At 58.9% G+C, this 19,833-nt stretch carries 18 protein-coding genes and 1 pseudogene; 10 read left to right on the top strand and 9 right to left on the bottom strand.

Annotation, left to right across the window (positions count from 1 at the left end; all coding sequences use genetic code 11):
• Positions 1-20 precede the first annotated feature (20 nt).
• Positions 21-347 (bottom strand): hypothetical protein, encoded by a 327-nt coding sequence (locus JDEN_RS03780; RefSeq protein WP_015771044.1) that lies wholly within the window; start codon positions 345-347, stop codon positions 21-23.
• Positions 348-756: 409 nt separating this feature from the next.
• Between JDEN_RS03780 and JDEN_RS03775 the strand changes: the two genes are divergently transcribed.
• On the top strand, positions 757-1,086 hold the full coding sequence (locus JDEN_RS03775) for a helix-turn-helix domain-containing protein (protein ID WP_083775103.1): 330 nt from the start codon (positions 757-759) through the stop codon (positions 1,084-1,086).
• A gap of 271 nt (positions 1,087-1,357) precedes the next feature.
• On the opposite strand, the gene JDEN_RS03770 is transcribed toward JDEN_RS03775, so the two are convergent.
• From JDEN_RS03770 to JDEN_RS03750, 5 genes are all read right to left on the bottom strand, one after another.
• The gene (locus tag JDEN_RS03770) at positions 1,358-1,699 is read right to left on the bottom strand and encodes an alpha/beta fold hydrolase (protein WP_015771042.1); all 342 of its coding nucleotides are present in this window, start codon (positions 1,697-1,699) and stop codon (positions 1,358-1,360) included.
• On the bottom strand, positions 1,699-2,052 hold the full coding sequence (locus tag JDEN_RS03765; protein ID WP_015771041.1) for a HigA family addiction module antitoxin: 354 nt from the start codon (positions 2,050-2,052) through the stop codon (positions 1,699-1,701). Before JDEN_RS03765 ends, JDEN_RS03770 begins: the two co-directional genes overlap by 1 nt.
• Positions 2,053-2,056: 4 nt before the next feature.
• Positions 2,057-2,800, bottom strand: coding sequence for a class I SAM-dependent methyltransferase (locus JDEN_RS03760; protein ID WP_041287805.1), 744 nt, complete (start codon positions 2,798-2,800; stop codon positions 2,057-2,059).
• Between the two features lie 57 nt (positions 2,801-2,857).
• Positions 2,858-3,943, bottom strand: coding sequence for a redox-regulated ATPase YchF (gene ychF, locus JDEN_RS03755; RefSeq protein WP_041288140.1), 1,086 nt, complete (start codon positions 3,941-3,943; stop codon positions 2,858-2,860).
• A gap of 116 nt (positions 3,944-4,059) precedes the next feature.
• Entirely contained in the window at positions 4,060-5,112 is a 1,053-nt protein-coding gene (locus JDEN_RS03750) for a 4-hydroxy-3-methylbut-2-enyl diphosphate reductase (protein WP_041288139.1), read from the bottom strand.
• Between the two features lie 178 nt (positions 5,113-5,290).
• Here JDEN_RS03750 and xseA point away from each other — a divergent pair, with 178 nt between their 5' ends.
• The 5 genes from xseA (at position 5,291) to JDEN_RS03725 (ending at position 10,168) form a co-directional block, all read left to right on the top strand.
• The gene (xseA, locus tag JDEN_RS03745; RefSeq protein WP_015771037.1) at positions 5,291-6,694 is read left to right on the top strand and encodes an exodeoxyribonuclease VII large subunit; all 1,404 of its coding nucleotides are present in this window, start codon (positions 5,291-5,293) and stop codon (positions 6,692-6,694) included.
• Positions 6,691-6,927 (top strand): exodeoxyribonuclease VII small subunit, encoded by a 237-nt coding sequence (locus JDEN_RS03740; protein ID WP_015771036.1) that lies wholly within the window; start codon positions 6,691-6,693, stop codon positions 6,925-6,927. Before xseA ends, JDEN_RS03740 begins: the two co-directional genes overlap by 4 nt.
• 5 nt (positions 6,928-6,932) lie before the next feature.
• Positions 6,933-7,868, top strand: a complete 936-nt coding sequence (locus JDEN_RS03735) for a carbohydrate kinase family protein (protein WP_015771035.1) — start codon at positions 6,933-6,935, stop codon at positions 7,866-7,868.
• 154 nt (positions 7,869-8,022) lie between these two features.
• Positions 8,023-8,655, top strand: coding sequence for a carbonic anhydrase (locus tag JDEN_RS03730; protein WP_015771034.1), 633 nt, complete (start codon positions 8,023-8,025; stop codon positions 8,653-8,655).
• 97 nt (positions 8,656-8,752) lie between these two features.
• Positions 8,753-10,168 carry a class II fumarate hydratase gene (locus tag JDEN_RS03725; RefSeq protein ID WP_015771033.1) on the top strand — a complete coding sequence of 472 codons (1,416 nt, stop codon included), beginning with the start codon at positions 8,753-8,755 and terminating at the stop codon, positions 10,166-10,168.
• Positions 10,169-10,294: 126 nt separating this feature from the next.
• Here JDEN_RS03725 and JDEN_RS03720 read toward each other — a convergent pair whose 3' ends face one another.
• On the bottom strand, positions 10,295-10,783 hold the full coding sequence (locus JDEN_RS03720; RefSeq protein ID WP_015771032.1) for a MarR family winged helix-turn-helix transcriptional regulator: 489 nt from the start codon (positions 10,781-10,783) through the stop codon (positions 10,295-10,297).
• Between the two features lie 31 nt (positions 10,784-10,814).
• Positions 10,815-12,158 (bottom strand): PhoH family protein, encoded by a 1,344-nt coding sequence (locus JDEN_RS03715; protein WP_015771031.1) that lies wholly within the window; start codon positions 12,156-12,158, stop codon positions 10,815-10,817.
• A 175-nt stretch (positions 12,159-12,333) separates the two neighbouring features.
• Here JDEN_RS03715 and JDEN_RS03710 point away from each other — a divergent pair, with 175 nt between their 5' ends.
• Positions 12,334-14,082 carry an alpha/beta hydrolase gene (locus JDEN_RS03710; protein ID WP_015771030.1) on the top strand — a complete coding sequence of 583 codons (1,749 nt, stop codon included), beginning with the start codon at positions 12,334-12,336 and terminating at the stop codon, positions 14,080-14,082.
• Positions 14,083-14,100: 18 nt separating this feature from the next.
• Positions 14,101-14,532, top strand: coding sequence for a universal stress protein (locus JDEN_RS14060; RefSeq protein WP_015771029.1), 432 nt, complete (start codon positions 14,101-14,103; stop codon positions 14,530-14,532).
• Between the two features lie 12 nt (positions 14,533-14,544).
• Here the strand turns inward: JDEN_RS14060 and JDEN_RS03705 are convergent.
• A pseudogene (locus JDEN_RS03705) lies at positions 14,545-16,641 on the bottom strand (substrate-binding domain-containing protein); the annotation flags it as partial.
• A gap of 84 nt (positions 16,642-16,725) precedes the next feature.
• Between JDEN_RS03705 and JDEN_RS03700 the strand changes: the two are divergent.
• Positions 16,726-17,790 (top strand): LacI family DNA-binding transcriptional regulator, encoded by a 1,065-nt coding sequence (locus tag JDEN_RS03700; RefSeq protein WP_015771028.1) that lies wholly within the window; start codon positions 16,726-16,728, stop codon positions 17,788-17,790.
• A 112-nt stretch (positions 17,791-17,902) separates the two neighbouring features.
• A complete protein-coding gene (locus JDEN_RS03695; RefSeq protein WP_015771027.1) occupies positions 17,903-19,774 on the top strand; it encodes a glycoside hydrolase family 6 protein in 1,872 nt (623 codons plus the stop codon).
• Positions 19,775-19,833: the final 59 nt, after the last annotated feature.

The following is a 19,833-nucleotide window of genomic DNA, read 5'->3' as shown; positions in this document are numbered from 1 at the left end:
TTTTTGACGCTTCCTACTTGCTAGTAGATCCAAGAACCGCAGCTCATTGGAAGGGCCGTCCGTGAGATGCAGGGTTGAATGGCCGTGATTGAGCTTGGGGCGTTGAAGGAAAGGGTCACACCGTAGCCGTTCTTGTTTGCTATTCCGCCTTGCTTTGTTCCGCCGGCGTACTTGTAGTTCACCGATGGGAACTGTCCGTCATTCTTGTTGTCCTTGATTGAAAGGTACGAGCCCGACGTGAAAATCGAGCTACCGTACTTGGTGCCCGTGTAGGACAGTGCTTGGGCGGATGTTGCTCCCGTTGCGAGCAAAGCAACGATTGCGATCGTGGCGAGTGATTTCTTCATTGAAGCTCCCTGCATAGTGCCTTGTGGGACTCTCTGGGCATTAGCCCTTGGCCCCCCGGAAACACGTCACACGCTTGCGACGTGCAGTTTTATGCTAGCATGACGTCGCTTTGCCGTATAGGGGTTTTGATTAATTTTTTTTATGTTTGCAATCATTGCCTCGATCGGGGAAATTGAGTAATCCGGTTGCTCCCTGCGCTTCCCCTTCACTCACATATGAAGGGTTGGGGGTGGGTGTATGAAGCCGATAGGGTCATGCGACCAACATCGCTGAAGTACTGCTGCGCGACGCCCTAGTGGAAGCGGCTTCACCACCAGCGCCCACCTATTGATGATGGGGTTCGTGTAGTAGTTTCCCAGAGCAAATCAATGAATATATTTGCGAGCATTAACGCTAATATCGGCTCTAATGGATAGAAAGGTACTCATTATGAATGAAGAAGAGTTTGGCGCCCACGTGCGTCGAGCACGCCTCATAGAAGACCTCTCGCAACAGGAAGTAGCCGACCGTGCAAATATCACGCGCGCAACTCTCACCAAACTTGAAACAGGGCATGGTTCCTCTTTGAAAACCTTGATCAAGGTGCTGCGCGCTCTGGGGCGCGATGACTGGCTCGGCACACTCGAACCCATACCTGACATCAGCCCTCTGCGCCTCGCACGCGAAGCTGCAGGTATAGCTGAACCACGCAGGGCTTCGCGCAGGAGACCATCACCTCCACGCACAAATCCGTTCTAGTCTTCCGTTTTTGGGTACGCTCTATCGGAGCACTCGTCCAAGACAAGCACAACTAGCTCTAGAACAACGAAGCCCCTCTGCAGCTCACACTGCAGAGGGGCTTCGTTGTGTCTCACTTCTCCAAGTGGAGATTCGCGTTTCAGTCTTGTGTTACGTGCGGCAAAACGTCATGTGGCGGAGAAGTGAAAGCACGTCCACTCTCGCCGGTGTACGAAAATAGAAAATCAGTGGAAGATTATCCATGCTCCTAATCCCGCGATGCCCACCAACGTCAGCCCAAGTGAGATCCAAGAAACGCGACAAGGAACGCGGTGTGGGCTCCCATCGACTGCCCGACAAGCGTCGCCCGCCGCCCAGGGACGAGTTCCTCAATCACTGCGACGACGTCTCCGACGAACGCATCGCGCGACAGATCATCGGGAAGCCGCGTGCTCGCGCCGTGCCCCCGCTGGTCTACGAGCAGCACACGATAGCCCGGTAGCGCATGCGCCGTGGGCAACAGTTCGCGTGAACTCCCCGCGAGGCCGTGCAACAGTACGACGGTGGGGCCATCGCCACCGAGGTCGGTGACCGCGATCCAGACGCCGTCGGGGCGCAGCACTGTGCGGTCCATCACGTCAAGCGCAGTGGCGTGATCGCCGCGACCATGTCGCACAGCGCTCGACGCTCGAGCCGCAGCTCATAGTTCGACTGTAAGTTCATCCAAAACTCCTCGGACGTGCCGAAGTAGCGCGCGAGCCGGATAGCTGTGTCCTCACTGATCCCGCGCTTGCCGTGCACGATCTCATTGATCCGGCGCGGGGGCACACCGATCGACACCGCAAGCTTCTTTTGCGTGATCCCGAAACCCTCGATGAAGTCCTCCATCAGGATCTCTCCCGGGTAGATCGTCTCGATCCGATCTGCCTCAGTCCCCGCCGCGCTGCGTGAGCGTTGACGGTGTGCGGCCCAACCCTCCAGCTTCATCGGCCTACGGCTTCGTCGCGTACACGCGGAAACGCCGCTGAGTCACCTTGATCGGGCGATCTTCGTCCAGTGCCAACAGCTGGGCCTCGTGCTCAGATACGGAGAAGTTCGGCGCATCCCAAGGAGTCAAGGCAAGATACGTGACCAGCGCCGTCACGCTCTCGAACTCCATCGTTCCATGCCAATCGTCCACGACGTCAACATTCAGGCCCGCCATCTCAATGTCATCGACGAAGCGACGCGAAGTCACATGCGGATACTCAAACGGCTGACCGAACCATTCGTGGACCTCCTCTGCATCATGCCCGTCGACCTGTTGCGTCAACAATCGACCCCCGGGAGCCAGCACCCGTGCAATCTCCTGCGGATCAATCGACTCATGGCGGGACATCACGAGATCGAAGCTGCTGTCGGCAAACGGCATCCGCGTGTCCTGCTCAGAGTCGTACCTGACAACTGCGATGCCCCGCGAGGCAAGAGCGCGGTGCGCTACCGCGACGTTCGGTTCCCAACCCTCAGTGGCGATGATGCTCTTGCCCGTGATGTCGTCTGAGCCCAGCAGGTCCAGCAGCCTCTCACCGCCACCGGTCCCAAGGTCCGCAATCCGCCGTGCAGAAGCAATGGCGGAGAAGCAATCCTGTTCGAAGTCCCACCACGGTTCGTCGGCGCTAAGCTGCCCGTCGAGGGTCGAGAAGTCCCAGCCCACCATCGTCGACTCTCTGTACACGCGTCGCCACTCGTCTATCATGAGGCCAGTATAGGTACGTTTCGTCTCGCCTGCGGCCGGCTCAACGACCGGAACACGTCAGACGTTGAAGCGGAATTCCACCACGTCGCCGTCTTGCATGACGTAGTCTTTGCCTTCCATGCGGGCTTTTCCGGCGGCGCGGGCGTTGGCGACTGACCCGGTGTCGACGAGGTCGTCGAAGGAGATGACTTCAGCTTTGATGAATCCACGTTCAAAGTCGGTGTGGATGACGCCTGCAGCTTGGGGGGCAGTCCAGCCTTTGCGGATGGTCCAGGCGCGGGCTTCTTTGGGGCCTGCGGTGAGGTAGGTTTGCAGGCCAAGGGTGTCGAAGCCGACGCGTGCGAGTTGGTCAAGGCCGGCCTCGTCTTGCCCAGTTTCGGCGAGCATTTCTGCGGCTTCGTCGGGTTCGAGTTCCACGAGTTCAGATTCGAACTTCGCGTCAAGGAAGATCGCCTGCGCTGGCGCAACCATGTCACGGATTTCTGCTTGGAATTCTTTGTTCGCGAGGCCTTCATCGTCGGTGTTGAACACGTAAATGAAGGGTTTCGCGGTCATGAGCTGCAACGACGCGACCTCGGTGAGGTCCAGTCCTGCGACCTTTGCCCCAGCGGATAGTGTGGTGCCTTCTTCAAGGATTTTTTGGGCGAGTTTCGCTGCCTCAAGGAGGGTGGGGTCACCCTTTTTGATTTTTACTTCTTTTTCCAACCGCACCAGCGTTTTTTCCAAGGTTTGCAGGTCAGCGAGGATCAGTTCAGTGTTGATCGTTTCAATGTCGTCCTTGGGGGATACTTTCCCATCCACGTGGACCACGTCAGGGTCCGCGAAAGCGCGGGTGACCTGGCAGATCGCGTCAGCTTCACGGATGTTCGCAAGGAACTTGTTCCCTAGTCCCTCACCTTCCGATGCGCCACGAACGATCCCGGCGATGTCCACGAAGGAGACAGTGGCGGGCAGGATACGTTCGGAGGAGAAAATCTCGGCGAGTTTCACGAGCCGTTCGTCCGGCAAGGGCACCACCCCCACGTTGGGTTCAATCGTGGCGAACGGGTAGTTCGCTGCGAGAACCTGTGCGCGTGTCAGCGCGTTGAAGAGGGTCGATTTGCCGACGTTGGGGAGACCAACGATTCCAATAGTAAGAGCCACAAGAGGTAAGTCTACGGCCGTCACGCGCTGGGTGGTAGTTTCTCGCGCGACGGCCGTGTCACATCGGCAGGTGGCACCGCACTGCACAGGGCGGCACCACCATGTGGGGTGTGGGGTTACTTAACGGCGACGTTGAGTGGGGTGCGCGGGCCACGCTTGGGGCGGCCATCACCCACGCCAGCTTTTTTCAGGTCCGCGCGCAGTTCGCGCGGCAACGAGAACAGCAGGTCCTCGGTGGCGGTGCGCACTTCCTGCACGTCCGCATACCCGCGGTCAGCCAGGAACTTCAGCACGTCCTGCACAAGGATTTCTGGGACGGACGCACCAGATGACAACCCCACGGTCTCCACTCCATCAAGCCACGTCTCATCGATTTCTTTGGCGTAGTCAATGAGGTAGGACGCGCGCGCCCCGGCGTCGAGGGCGACTTCGGTGAGGCGCACCGAGTTTGACGAGTTCGTTGACCCGACCACGAGGACGAGGTCGCAGTGCGGGGCAAGTTTCTTCATGGCGACCTGCCGGTTTTGCGTGGCGTAGCAAATGTCGTCACTGGGTGGGTCTTGCAAAGTGGGGAATCTTTCCCGCAACCGGCGCACGGTTTCCATGGTTTCATCCACGGACAGCGTGGTTTGGGATATCCACACCACCTTGTCCGGGTCGCGGACAACAACTTTGTCCACCTCGTCTGGGGAGTTCACTACCTGAATGTGGTCGGGCGCCTCGCCAGCGGTTCCTTCTACTTCTTCGTGGCCGTCGTGCCCGATCAGGAGAATGTCGTAATCGTCGGACGCAAACCGGACAGCTTCTTTGTGGACTTTTGTGACCAGCGGGCAGGTCGCATCGATTGTTTGTAGGTTTCGTTGCTGCGCGGAAGCAACGACCGCTGGTGACACCCCGTGCGCGGAGAACACCACGCGCGCTCCCTCGGGGACCTCATCTGTTTCGTTGACGAAGATGGCGCCACGGTCGGTGAGGGTTTCCACAACAAACTTGTTGTGGACGATCTCTTTGCGGACATACACCGGCGCACCGTGTACTTCCAGGGCTTTCTCCACGGCGATGACTGCACGGTCAACTCCGGCACAGTACCCGCGGGGGGCTGCGAGCAACACCCGTTTGCCGGTGTCCGCTGGTACCGGTTCCGTTACTTGACGGGCAGCAGTTTCAATGGGCGCATGAAGCGAGGACACAGGGGCTTGGGTTCTCGACGCGTCAGTAGTCACCCCACCAGTCTAGGTGGGTTTCTTCAGCCGTGTCAGTGCCGGGGCGTGTGGCACCGGGCACCCTGCCACCGCGACCTGTGGAGACATTGTGCGGATGTCACAGGGATACGGCAGGCTTAGGTGCGTGGACACGAACAACACACCCTCAACACACCCGTTACGCGGTAATGGCACGACCGGCGCTACGGGCGCTTCGTCACAGCCAACGGGCGGCGCCACCCGCGGCCAGGCTCCCGCCCCCTCCGTAGACCGTGCTGACACTCCCCCACGCCCATTAGCTGGGAAAGCAGCCGAAACAACCCGGGACAACCCCTGGCCGGTGCGTGTGCTGTCCACAAAGATCGCCGAATACATTGACCGTATGGTTCCGTTGTGGATTGAGGGTCAAATAGTGCAACTCAATCGCCGCCCCGGTGCCGGGATGGCGTTTGTGACCTTGCGGGACACCGAGCAGGACATGTCCCTTCCCCTGTCGATTTTTGCCCGTAATCTGGCAGCTGCTGGTCCGTTGACGGAGGGCGCCCATGTGGTCGCCCAGGTGAAACCCACGTTCTGGACCAAACGCGGCAGTTTTCAACTGCAAGCCAGCGAGATCGCGCAAGTCGGTGTGGGGGAACTGTTGGCCCGCATCGAACAGTTGAAAAACTCTCTCGCTGCGGAAGGGCTTTTCGATGCGAGCCGTAAGAAACCGCTCCCGTTTCTGCCCCAGCGGGTGGGGTTGATTTGCGGGCGTGAGTCTGAGGCTATGCATGATGTGTTGGTGAACGCGCAACTGCGGTGGCCTGCGGTGCAATTTGAGGTGCGGGAAGTGGCGGTTCAGGGGGTGAACGCTGTCCCGCAAGTGTCGGCGGCGCTGCGTGAACTTGATGACCGCGACGATGTCGATGTCATTGTCATTGCTCGTGGTGGTGGAGCGGTTGAGGATCTGCTTCCGTTTTCCAACGAGTCGTTGGTGCGACTTGTTGCTGGCGCCCGCACCCCGGTGGTTTCAGCGATCGGGCACGAACGGGACACTCCCATTCTTGATTTGGTTGCAGACGTCCGCGCCTCGACCCCAACCGATGCGGCGAAGCGGATTGTCCCGATGGTCGCTGAGGAACAAGCTGGCTTGGACAGTGCACTGTCCCGTATTCGTGGGGCGTTGTCCGCTCAGCTTGACCGAGAGTATGCAGGGTTGTCCGCTGTGCGGAGCAGACCTGTCCTGGCCCGCCCGGACACTCTGATCGACGGCGGCGCTGCCACGATCACTCAAGCCCGCGAGCGCTTACACGTGGCGTTGGATCGGTTGTTGCTGCGTGCGGGAGGGCAGGTCAGTGAGTTGCGGGCGCAGGTTCGCGCACTGTCACCTGCGGCGACATTGGAGCGTGGTTATGCCATTGTTCAGGGCGGTGATGGTTCGGTGGTGCGGGATGTGGCGCAGGTGTCAGTGCCCAGTGACATCACGGTGACGGTGGCACGTGGTTCGTTGACGGCGGCTGTGACTGCTGTTCAGGCGGAGGTTTTCCCTTCAACAAAGGATGAGAAATGAGTGACAACACGCACGCTGATATTGAGTCGATGCCTTATGAGGAGGCTCGTGATGAGCTGATCGGGATTGTTCAGCGTCTCGAAACGGGTAACGAAACGCTCGAAAACTCTCTCGCATTGTGGGAACGCGGTGAGCTTTTGGCGCAACGGTGTCAACAATGGTTGGACGGGGCGCGTACGCGCCTCGAGAAAGTCCGCGCGCATACCGAACAACTCAACAACGACGAAGAGTAGGTCACATGTCGCGAGATCTCTCCTCCCCGATCGCTTATGTCATCGGTGAGGCCCTTATTGATGCTGTTACTCACCCTGGTGCGCCCGCTGTGGAGCACCCTGGCGGGTCGCCCGCAAACGTTGCGTTGACGCTTGGCCGGTTGGGTCGGCGTGCACAGTTGCTCACCCACCTGGGGCGTGATCACCGTGGGGACACGGTCGCAGCGTGGTTGGAGCAGTCCCAAGTGTCTGTTGATGATGCGTCTCGTGGCGCGCTGCGCACCAGTGTTGCGCATGCGTTGCTTGATGACACGGGGGCGGCAAGTTACGAGTTTGATCTCACGTGGGACCTGCCTGATGGGCATGTGGTCCCTGGTGACGCTGTGGTGGTGCACACGGGGTCGATTGCGGCAACTGTGCAGCCTGGTGGGGCGAAGGTTCATGCGCTGCTGGCCAGTGCGCGTGATCATGCCACGTTGACCTATGACCCGAATATGCGTCCCACGCTCATGGGGTCCCCTGATGCGGTGCGGGAGATCGTTGAGGGGTATGTGTCGTTGTGTGATGTGGTCAAAGTGTCGGATGAGGACCTTGCATGGTTGTATCCGGGGCAGGAACCGCATGATGTGGCCCGCCGGTGGGCGGGTCAGGGTCCTGCTTTTGTGGTGGTGACTGAGGGTGGGGCTGGTGCGTTGTTGGTCACGCACGATGGCCGGACGCTGACTGTGTCGGCGCCGCGTGTTGATGTGGTTGACACGGTGGGTGCCGGCGATTCCTTTATGGGTGCGCTGATTCATGGGTTGTGGCAGCACGGTGTTCTTGGTGGTGAGCACCGTGAGGAGCTTCGTGCATTGTCTGATGATGCGTTGACGCAGATCATTTCTCAGTGTGCTGCGGTTGCTGCGATCACGGTGTCGCGTGCTGGTGCGAACCCGCCGTGGTTGGGTGAGCTGCCCCGTTAGCTCACGTACCACAGGAAGGGTGGACCATCCACCCCCTAGACGGAAATCTGGGGTGAGGGGGTCGGGCAGGTACATTGTTGATGTTTCTGCTCGACCACTTTGCCGTGGTGACGTCCCGCGACGTTCCCGGCCCAGCACCATGAGGAGGGGAGAGATGCCAACCGGTCTCTCACCAGCACAAGCGTGGCAACAGCTCAAAGAGGGCAACACTCGTTTTGTCAATAACACGATGGAACACCCCTCGCAGGGGTTTGACCGTCGCGAAGAGTTGCGGGTTGCTCAGCATCCTGTGGCCACGTTTTTTGGGTGTTCTGATTCTCGGGTCGCTGCGGAGATCATTTTTGATCAGGGTCTTGGGGACCTGTTTGTTGTGCGGACAGCTGGGCATGTTCTTGATACCACGGTGATTGGGTCTATTGAGTATGCGGTGGAGATCCTTCGCACCCCCCTTATTGTTGTGTTGGGGCACGATTCGTGTGGTGCAGTCCAGGCGGCAACTGATGCGCTCCGGACCGGGGTGCAGCCTCCAGGCATGGTGCGTGCTGTCACTGACCGGGTGATCCCCTCTATTGTGGCCATGACCACCGCTGAAGGGGGGATTGAGTCGGTGTCGGCTGATGAACTTCGTCGGGTGCATGTTCAGCACACTGTGGAGATGCTGCACAGTTATTCTGCGAGTGTGCGTGACGCGGTGGCTGAGGGGCGCTGCGCGATTATTGGTTTGGAGTATGACCTCAACGACGGTCAGGCACACCTCATTGGGTCCATTGGCCCCATCTCTGAGTGATCTGATGACACGTGTGGTGTCCGCGTGTATGGAACGTGGGCCTCACCTGTGAGTGTGTGCATTTCCACAGGGGCGTTTCCTTTGGCAGGATGGTGTCATGACTTCGACACCTGACACTGACGTCACCGTGGATTACCGCATCGAACACGACACGATGGGTGAGGTGCGTGTTCCGCGCACCGCACTGTACCGTGCACAAACTCAACGCGCAGTGGAGAATTTCCCGATTTCTGGGACACCACTGGAGCGCTCTCACATTGATGCACTCGCGCGTGTGAAGAAGGCTGCGGCCTTGACCAACGCCGAGTTGGGGGTGCTTGACTCTGAGATCGCCCATGCCATTGTGCGGGCCGCTGACCGTGTCACAACTGGTGAGCTTGACGAACATTTCCCGGTCGATGTCTACCAAACGGGCTCGGGCACATCGTCGAACATGAACATGAACGAGGTTCTTGCCACGTTGGCCACCCAGGACCTTGGGCGTGATGTGCACCCCAACGATCACATCAATGCGTCCCAGTCGTCGAATGACGTGTTCCCCACCTCAGTGCATGTTGCGGCAACTGCAGGGGTGATCCACACGCTCATCCCTGCGCTGGAACACCTCCACGGTGCGCTTGATGCCAAGGCCACCGAATTCGCTGATGTGGTGAAGTCCGGGCGTACCCACCTCATGGATGCCACCCCGGTGACGTTGGGGCAAGAGTTTGGTGGGTACGCGGCAGCGGTTGCTTATGGGATTGAACGCCTCCAAGCAGCTTTACCCCGGGTGGGCGAGGTCCCTTTGGGGGGAACTGCTGTGGGCACGGGGATCAACACCCCTGATGGTTTCCCACAGCGCGTCATTGAACTTCTCGTCGAGGACACTGGGCTGCCGCTTTCAGAGGCACGCAACCACTTTGAGGCACAATCTGCCCGCGATTCCCTCGTGGAACTTTCTGGTGTCATGCGCACTATCGCTGTGTCTGTCACCAAGATGTGCAACGACCTGCGGTGGATGGGCTCTGGACCAAACACTGGTTTGGGGGAAATCGCTATTCCTGACTTGCAACCAGGGTCTTCGATTATGCCGGGCAAGGTCAACCCAGTCATCCCTGAGGCGGTGCTTATGGTTGGCGCACGTGTGGTGGGCAATGACGCTACTGTCGCGTGGGCTGGAGCGAGCGGGTCCTTTGAACTGAACGTGCAAATCCCTGTGATCGCGCAAGGTGTCTTGGAATCTATCCGTTTGCTTGCCAATGCGAGCCGTGTGTTGGCGGACAAGACGATCACTGGTATCACCGCGAACGTCGAGCATGCACGCGCGTTGGCTGAGTCATCACCATCTATTGTCACGCCACTGAACCGGGTCATTGGGTACGAGTCGGCTGCACAGGTGGCGAAGTACTCGGTGGCTCACAGCATGACTGTGCGTGACGCCGTTATTGCGTTGGGGTTCGTGGAGCGCGGCGAAGTCTCTGAAGAACAACTTGACTCAGCTCTTGATGTGTCCACAATGACCGGGCGCAACTAGTGTCACTGGAAAAATAGCCAGTTCCCTGAGCCGTCTGACAACTCAAGAGACGCGGGGCATCGCAACGGGTGGTGGGCACTGTGCCCACCACCCGTGCGTCGTTGTCGAGCTGTGCGAGTTGGTTGTTTAGGTGTCACTGGGGTCAGCGTGCTGCAACATGATCGTGAGCGCTTCTTCGAGTGCGTGGCGTTGCCCTTCATTGAGTGGCGCGATGAACTCTCGTTCCAGTTCCACCATGAGGGGAAACACCTGGTCGATGAGGTCTCGTCCTTTGTCGGTGAGGGACACGAGCACGACACGGCGGTCGCTGGGGAGTTCTTTTCGCACAACCAGTTCTTTGGCAACAAGCCGTTCGAGACGTTTGGTAATTGCAGCCCCTGAGGATTCGGTGAGTGCAGAGAGTTCGGTGGCACGACAGTTTTTCCCGCTGCGTCTGACCACGCTGAGGAGATTAAATTCACCTCTGTTGATGCCAAACTCTGCAAGTCGCTGTTCTGATCGTGCTGTGACAAACGATGCGATGCGTTGGAGTCGTCCTGTTGTGAGCAGGTGCGAAATGTCAATGTCAGGTGCAATGGTGTGCCACTGGTGGTGTGCTCGCTCGGCGAAGTCCATCGCCGAATCATAACGCGTGTGGCTAGCTTTGTCAGAGGTCAAGGGTGTCAAGCATGTCTGTGACGAGCGCCGCGATGGGTGAGCGTTCAGACCGGGTCAGGGTCACGTGTGCGAACAGTGGGTTTCCTTTGAGGGTGTCAACCACTGCTGTGACACCGTCGTGCCGTCCAACCCTGAGGTTGTCTCGTTGGGCCACATCGTGGGTGAGGACAACGCGTGATGACTGGCCGATGCGGGAGAGCACGGTGAGGAGCACGTTGCGTTCTAGTGATTGGGCTTCGTCGACGATGACGAAGGCGTCGTGCAGTGAGCGTCCTCGGATGTGGGTCAGTGGCAGGACTTCGAGGATGTCTCGGTCGGCGATTTCGTCAATGACGTTGGGGGAGACAACGGCTCCGAGTGTGTCGTAGACGGCTTGTGCCCAGGGGTTCATTTTTTCGGTTTCTGAACCGGGGAGGTACCCCAGTTCTTGCCCACCAACTGCATACAGGGGCCTAAACACGATGATTTTGCGGTGTTGTTGCCGTTCGAGGACTGCTTCCAGACCTGCACACAGTGCGAGCGCAGACTTTCCAGTTCCGGCTCGTCCACCGAGGGAGACGATGCCGATGGAGGGGTCAGCGAGGAGGTCGAGGGCGATGCGTTGTTCGGCTGAGCGTCCACGCAACCCGAAGAGTTCTCGGTCTCCTTTGACGAGGGCAGCGTGTTTGTCGGGGGTAATTCGGGCGAGGGCGGAGCCGTGGAGGGAGTGGAGGATGAGGCCTTGGTGGCAGACGGGTGTCAGTGGGGTCTCTCCCATGTGGGGTTCGAGGTGGTCCCAGGGGATTGATTCGTGTTCCCACAGTTCGTTGACGAGTTCGTGGGTGACGTCGAGGGTGGCGGTGCCGGTCCATTCGGTGTCGCTTGTTTGTTCGGCCCGGTATTCTTCGGCGTCGAGTCCGACGGCGGAGGCTTTGATCCGCATGGGGAGGTCTTTGGAGACGACAGTGACGTGGTGGTGTTCGGCGGCGAGGTTCGCGGCGACGGCGAGGATTCGCGAGTCGTTGTCGTGGAGACGGAATCCTGCGGGCAGGATGTCTTGGTTGATGTGGTTGAGTTCGACGTGGAGTGTGCCCCCCGCGCAGTTGACGGGTAGTGGTGCGTCGAGTCCTCCGTGGGTGACGCGCAGGGCGTCGAGGCGGCGCAGTGCGTTGCGGGCGAAGTATCCAAGTTCGGGGTGGTGGCGTTTTGCTTCGAGTTCTGTGATGACGACGATGGGGAGGACCACGTGGTGTTCGGCGAAGCGTTCCATGGCGCGCGGGTCGGAGAGGAGCACCGAGGTGTCGAGAACGTATGTGCGCTTCGTGGAGGGGGATTGGTTGGCTTGGTCAGACATACACACTCCTTGTGAGTCGTATCACACCTGTCACTGTGAGCGTACGCCGCCCCCGCGACCCCGTTTACTCACGGCGCGCCCGGACTCAGAAAGTTCATCTGCTTGTCACCGGTGTGACACACCTCGCCTGTGGTTCGTCAAGCGGCTCTGCCAGCACCGAACTACAGTGACAAACATGACCCCCGATGCGCCACCAGCGGACGAGCCTGTTTCGGCGCGGACTCCCTCGGTCCCATGGCGACGCCGCATCACGACATTCTTCATCCGATTCCGCAACACCCTGTCTGCAACCGGTCTCGTCTTGGCGTTGGCGTTCTTTTGCGCTTCGTTAGCACCTTCGTTGATCCCGCGACCCTGGTACTTCCAAGGCATGACTTCAGGGCTGTCCATCATGGCTGGGTACGCAATTGGCGCAACCGTGGGGTGGTTCATGCGCTGGCTAGGGTTCCGTCACGCGTGGCGGCACTCCACCTCCATCCTGTTATGGCGTGTCCTCACGCTCGCTGCAATCGTTCTTGTCCCGGTGTTTATGGCGTTGGGGGCTCATTGGCAAACTGAGTTGAGGCGCTTGTTTGGCATGAGCGCAGATGGCCCAGAACACGTCACCGCGCAACTGCTTATCGCGCTGACTCTTTCCCTTGCCCTCCTGTATACAGCTCGAGGTTTACGAAGACTGGCCCGGTGGGTTGCGCGTCTACTATCGCGCTGGATCCCCCGGCGTGCCGCAGTTCTCGCTTCCACTATCATCGTGGCTATCGGGACAATTTTTGTTTTAAATGGCACTGTTGTCTCATTCTCTCTGCGCGCCATGAACGACCTATATTCCAGCGTGGACACAGAAATTCCTGCTGGACTGACACAACCGACCTCGCCTGAGCGTTCAGGGTCACCCTCCTCGCTCAACTCATGGGATGGCCTCGGGCGCCAAGGACGTGCGTTCGTCGCCTCTGGTCCAACACGTGAGGACCTCATGGTATTAGCCGACCAGGTAGACGCCTTTGACCGTGCACAAGTCCACGACCCCATTCGCGTGTATGCGGGCCTGGATGACGCTCGACATCTCGAGGACACTGCCGCTGATGTGGTTGCAGAACTTGACCGCACCAACGCTTGGGACCGCTCTGCGCTGCTTGTTGTCACATCGACCGGCACCGGCTGGGTTCAACCAGCCATGGCTGACACCTTCGAATATCTTCACGGTGGTGACACCGCCATCGCGTCAATGCAATATTCCTACCTGCCCAGTTGGGTGTCCTTCGTGTCCGACCGGGACACGCCACCAGCTGCCGGGCGCGCCCTGTTTGAGGCTGTCTACTCTGCTTGGAGTGCGCAACCCGAAGACACGCGGCCGGCACTATACATTGCCGGTCTCTCGCTGGGATCCTACGGAATGCAAGGAGCCTTCTCCGGCATCCAAGATATGACTCAACGTGCAGATGGCGCCCTCTTTGTCGGCACCCCCAGTTTCACCACAACCTGGGAGGTCCTGACCGAACATCGCGACCCACCCTCCCCCATGATCACCCCCATCATTGACGATGGTCGTACCGTGAGGTTTTCCTCCACGCCTCGCTCCTCACACAGCCTGTGGGATCTTGGCCAGGACTGGTCAAACCCACGCATCGTGTATCTGCAACACGCCTCCGATGCTGTTGTGTGGTGGTCACCAGATCTGCTGTGGAGTCCGCCCCCTTGGCTGTCCGAACCAGCCGGGGTCGACCGCCGCGTCGACATGGTGTGGCTACCTGCTGTCACATTCTGGCAAGTCACCGTCGACATGGCATTGTCTGGTGACGTCCCCACCGGTCACGGGCACCAGTACCATGGTGAATACGTCGATGCGTGGGCCGCTATCACCGCTGCTGACCAGTGGTCTGACCAAGACCTTGACCATTTACGAGACCTCGTCCTTGACGCGGGGTAACAACACGAAGGAGCGTCCGTGCCAGTCCTGGTTGCGTACAACGACACCACCCAAGGGGAAGCTGCGTTTTTCGCTGCCGTTTCCGAAGCACAACGCCGGCAGGACACCGTTGTGGTCCTCGTCCTCACCCCAGCCCCCGATGACGCGCCCCTGCCTTCTCACCTGGCCAATCTGATCTCACAAGCAAAGACGGGCGTTGACGTGGCATTCCGTTCCGACTCCCTGGACGTCGCTGACGCCATCTTGGATCACGCCGAACGGATCGACGCGTCCATGATTGTCATTGGGTCCAAGAAACGATCACCGATCGGCAAATTCATTTTGGGTTCCACGACCCAACGTGTCCTGCTCGACTCCCCCATTCCGGTTCTCGTCGTCAAAGGTGGGATGCACAACGGTCAACGCCCCGATAATACGGGCGGGGACACCAGCATCATTGACGAGCGTTAACCCTCGCACCACGACGTGCCGGTAGCACCCTGAAGCGTCTCGGACCCGCTGTGACAGATGGAACGGTTCATCTAGTCCAGCAAGTTGTTGAGCGATCGCCATCTGCATGGCGGGGCGATCTTCAGGGTGGACCCGTGATGTCCATGTGTCCAATGACGAGGCCGTTTCCCCTTCAGCCAACCCCATTGTTTGGCGCCAACTTGGTGAGTAGTACACCTTCCCAGTGATCACATCCCAGTCCCACATCCCATCCTGGTTGACTGCTGCCGCAATGGCGTATCGCTCTTCAGCTTCCAGGAGTTGACTTGTTGCCTCCGTTTTTCGGGCAAGCATCAGTTGCAGGGATTCCGCTTCGTCACTTAACTGCCGATGCGCTTGCTCGTGATCCAGCGCAACCGCCAACATCGCCGCCCAATGATTGAAGCGGTCACGGGCGCTGGTTGCCCGAGTGTCCGCCAATCCTGACACCGCGAGATACCCCCAGTCGCTCCCCGCAAAAGTGACGGGAACAACAAAAAGAATGTCTGATTTAGAGTTCCCCACCGTCTTGGTCACCACGCTAGGGGGGAACGCGGCTGCGGCCATCGATTCACCTAGCAGGCGAGCACCAGTGGAACCCACATCGCGGGTACCAGCAATAACCAGTTTCCCCGTGGAGGTCCCATGTGCGTCACGTTCCCACAACGCAAGAACCGCGCCGCCACGGAACGTGGTCGGTAACCAGCTCAGGGTTCGCGGATCTGAGACATGAAAGCGCATCAACGCAATATCAATTTCATACTGGTGGGCGAGCATCTGTTCGAGTGCGCCAGAACGGTTCAACAGTGCCCGGGTACACCCCTTTGTGAGAGCTGCAGTCAGCCGGGTCATTGTTGCCGTCAGTGCGTTTTGTTGTGCTCGACATGTCACATCAAGCGTCGACCGCGCTTCGACTTCCGTTGCTCGGAGCACCGTCAAAAGCGCCTCGAGTGCCTCTGGTTGCGGATTTAACGCTGTCGTTGCGTCTGCGACACGCGTTAATACTGCTGTATTTGGGATCACAGCGCGTGTTGTCGCTGCGGTAATGATCTCCATCATCGCCGATGTCCATGTGCCCACATGCAACGCGTTCGCACCCGTTGTGTGCGCTGGACCAGCAAAAACATGCCGAGCAGTGAGTGCTAGGTCGGCGGAAGCTGACGAATACTCCCCCGCGTCCTGACTCACAGTACTTCGGTCAGGTAACACCTCCACGCACCCACACGACTCCCGGGTAATGAGAGTCGCATCGGAAATATGCTCACGAGCCGTCACGCTCTCACCAACAAACTGCTTCAACAGCAGGTGAGCAGCCAACTCCCCCACCCGGTCATGGTGCGGATCAATGGTGGTGAGCCGTGGGCGAAGGCGCGCGCCCGATTCAGATCGGTCAAACCCGATAACGGCGTGTTCCGTGGGTAGCCTCAACCCCGCCTGACGTAATGCTTTCACAAACCCCACCGCGTTGCGGTCCGTGGCCGCAAGAGTGGCAGTGGTCGGCTGTCCACGCTGGATAAAATGCTGACCGGCAACCACACCAGCGGTTTCTTGGTTGTCATGTGCCTTAAACACCCACGCATCATCGACTGTGATGCCATGACTACGTAACGCTTCACGGTATGCCGCATACCGTTCGCGCACATCGAACTGGTGGAGGTTTCCAACAAAACCGATTTCTCGGTGTCCGTGACTGACCAGGTGATCGACCGCAGATCGTACCGCCCCCACGTTGTCCGGAGTTGCGGTGGGGATTGGCAACTCTTGGCGCGCTGCCCCAACAAGTACGACAGGTTTCCCCGTGTCGTACAACCCACGCAATGCAGTTGCATCCAGTGCAGAAGTGACCACAATGAAACCGTCAAAGGTGTCACTGCCTGGGATCGTGTCTATTGTTGCGGACTCCGGAAATCGCCCTCGATCGAGATCAGCTGCAAAAGTTTGCACGGCCACAACGTTGTGGCCCGCCCCGCGAAGGACGCGGGCGATCCCAGCGAGAGTCTTCCCGAAATAGAATCCACCAACTACTGGAGAATACACACCAAACGTCGCTGTTTGGTCATGTCCCCCACATGCGCCAATATCACTTGCCATTTTCTCCCCCTTGATACCTGCGGGTTGACCACCCCACGCCCAGAATGTGCATTGAGCGATCAAATCCCGCATGCTTGTTCCGTGATGAGACCTAACTCACCCGAAACTTCACCCGAATCTAAGCCACAAACGCGCAAACGTCCAACCATCACGGATGTAGCCCGAGCCGCTGGTGTGTCAATCGCTGTCGTATCGTATGCCCTCAATGGCCGTCCCGGTGTCTCCCCGGCAACCCGTGACCGCGTGTTACGCATTGCCGATGAGTACGGATGGCGACCATCCGCCGCCGCGCGATCGCTGCGCACCTCAGAACGATCCATCGCACTCGCCTTGATTCACAGCGAAAGCTCCACCAGCCGATCAGGGCACTTCATGGACTTCCTTGCTGGGCTCCAACACACCCTGGAAAAACATGAGCACTCCCTATGGCTCAAAGTAGTTGCAGATGAAGAACAGGCAGCCACGATGTATCACACCGGTTGGCTGGAACGCCGGTTCGACGCAGTCATTGTGCGCGATGTGATCCACGATGATCCTCGCCTAGCCGTCGTCTCCCGTGAGCATATCCCTGCTGTCGTTGTTGGGCATCCACAAATCTCTTCTCCTCACATCTCAGTATGGGTTGATGAACCACATGCCATAGGCCAAGCCGTTGACCTTTTGTGCGACCTCGGTCACCGCACTGTAGGTTTTCTTCACAGCGACCCCACCCGGGACACGGTCAGTCGTACGACTCAAGCAGCACGCGTGAGCGCAGCTCGCCACGGAGCACGTCTCCTCACCCACGTCACACGGACACCTGAGGATTCAGCAGCTGCGGCTCGAGCCCTACTCACCGGGACTCAACGCCCCACCGCACTGGTCACAGACACAGATGACACTGCACTCATCACCTTGGATGTCGCACGCCGCCTCTCACTCAATGTCCCCTGGGATCTCTCGCTCATCTGTCTTGGTTCCTCAGCCCAAGCAACACTAGCGACCCCATCGCTCACAAGCATCGACGTACCCTTCACCGCACTGGGTGAACATGTAGGCCACGCATTGATGGACCTCTTGTCCGCTGGGAGCAGCAGTAACATCACCGTCCCGCTACCTCCAGTGTCTGTGCGCGGAACAATAGCTCCACCAAGGAATTCTGATACTTAAACCTTTCAGGTGTTCTCGGTCACACACTGAGTGTTGTTGGGTACTGGATGTGGCGGACTTCGCCACACCGGCACCAATGAGGGTGCCGGCAAGCCTGACCATGGAGGATTGCGTGACACCTCGCATGACGACGCTGCGAAAGAATATCGCAGCCGCAACCGCAGGAATGGTGCTAGCGGCCCCACTCGCAGTGACCGCTTTCACCACCCCAGCCGTTGCCGCCGAAACTAACGTCGACAACCCATTTGTTGGAGCTGACTGGTACGTCAACCCGTACTGGAGCGACAACGTCAACGAAGAAGCAGACTCCGTCCAGTCATCAGACCCAACCCTCGCCGCGAAGATGCGTGCAATTGCTGATGAACCGACAGCAGTGTGGATGGACCGTACCTCAGCAATCGAAGGGAATGTGGACGGCCCGGGCCTTCGCTTCCACCTCGATGAGGCGTTAGAACAAAAACAAGGCAATGACCCGATTGTCTTGCAACTCGTGATCTACAACCTCCCAGGACGTGACTGCTACGCGCTCGCCTCCAACGGAGAGTTGCCAGCCACGGCAGAGGGGCTTCGCAAGTACAAAGAAGAGTACATCGACGCGATCACCGAGATCCTCGCTGAGCCCAAATACCGTGACCTGCGGATCGTCACAACGATCGAGCCTGACTCACTGCCGAACCTCACCACCAACATGCACGACCCCAAGTGTGTGGAAGCGGAGCCTTACTACAAAGAGGGTGTCGCTTACGCTCTGTCTGAACTTTCAGACATCCAAGGGGTGTACAACTACGTGGATGCAGCCCACTCCGGGTGGCTCGGTTGGGAAGACAACGCCACAGGGTCTGTACAAACCTTTACTGAAGTTGCCCAAATGACCAACAAGGGCTTCGATTCCATCCACGGGTTCGTCACCAACACAGCGAACACCACACCGTTGAACGAACCGTTCCTTCCCGACCCAAGCAAGCAGGTCGGTGGACAACCCATCCGTTCCTCGGACTACTACGAGTGGAACACCGCATTTGACGAAGCAGACTGGACAGCTGACCTGTACCGTCGCCTCGTCGCCGCGGGTTTCCCCTCCGACATCGGAATGCTCGTTGATACCTCCCGCAACGGGTGGGGTGGCCCAGACCGGCCCACCGCGGCAAGCACCTCCTCCGACCTCAACACCTATGTTGACCAGTCTCGAGTGGACCAACGCACCCACCGTGGCGCATGGTGCAACGCTGCAGGAGCAGGAATTGGGGAACGCCCACAAGCTGCCCCCACTGACTTCCCCAACTCACACCTTGACGCTTACGTGTGGGTGAAACCACCGGGTGAATCAGATGGTTCCTCCTCCGAAATCCCCAACGATGAGGGCAAAGGCTTCGACCGGATGTGCGACCCCACATTCAACTCGCCTAAGCTCAACGGACTTCTCACTGGCGCTTTGCCGAACGCACCTGTGTCCGGAAAGTGGTTCTCCGAGCAGTTCCAAGAACTCGTTGCGAACGCCTACCCAGTGATCGACCCCGATGGTGTGGATCCTGATCCTGAGCCAACGGACCCGGACCCAGAGCCCACCGATCCTACCGATCCGGACCCTGACCCAACCGACCCGGACCCAGAACCCACCGATCCTACCGATCCGGACCCAGAACCCACTGACCCAACCGACCCAGGTGAAGGTGGCACATGCGATGTCACTTACACCACCAACGACTGGAACAGTGGTTTCACCGCAACAGTGAAGATCACGAACACCTCCACCCAACCCATTAACGGCTGGAGCCTGGCGTTCACCTTCCCTGCCGGTCAACAGATCACCAACCTGTGGTCCGCAACCAACACATCAACAGGTTCCACAGCAACCATCACCAACGCTGCCTGGAACCCCACCATTAACGCAGGACAAACCGTGGAGTTCGGCTTCAACGGAACCCACAACGGGAACAACCCCGCACCCACCAGCTTCACACTGAACGGCGCAACCTGTTCCTAACCTCTCCCCCGCTGGGCCCGCCGTACGGCGGGCCCAGCATCCTCGTGTAAGGACTCAAC

The sequence above is a fragment of the Jonesia denitrificans DSM 20603 genome (assembly GCF_000024065.1).
GTDB classification, from domain to species: Bacteria; Actinomycetota; Actinomycetes; order Actinomycetales; family Cellulomonadaceae; genus Jonesia; species Jonesia denitrificans.
Note: the sequence above shows the minus strand (reverse complement) of the source record. Positions and strands in the feature narration are given on the sequence as shown.